Source organism: Tritonibacter sp. SIMBA_163 (genome assembly GCF_046535935.1).
GTDB classification, from domain to species: Bacteria; Pseudomonadota; Alphaproteobacteria; order Rhodobacterales; family Rhodobacteraceae; genus Epibacterium; species Epibacterium scottomollicae.
The window spans coordinates 1-267 of the sequence record NZ_JAWJBP010000549.1; the positions used below are offsets into that span (position 1 = coordinate 1).

The window sequence follows — 267 nt, forward strand, 5'->3', positions numbered from 1 at the left end:
GGCGGCTCCCAAGAGGAGAAGGCTGAGGAAAAGCCGGTTCCGGTGGCGGCGGAAGCGGCCAAACCGCAACCGGCGCAAGCGCCTGAAACACCCGTTTTGTTGCAGACGCCTGTTCCACCGAAACCCGCGGCACCCAAGCGCGAAGCCGCAGGCAGTGCCTTCTCCGGCGCGGGGCCGGTTCGCCAGGAAGGTGAAAAGCCGCTTGCCACGCCTTCTGTCCGTCTGCGGGCTCGCGACGGGGGCGTCGATCTGCGCCGGGTTCGTGGT

Annotated in this window: 1 pseudogene; it reads left to right on the top strand. The window is 68.2% G+C overall.

The features are described 5' to 3' along the window. Nucleotides 1-267 (top strand): annotated as a pseudogene (locus R0J92_RS23485) (2-oxo acid dehydrogenase subunit E2); the annotation flags it as partial.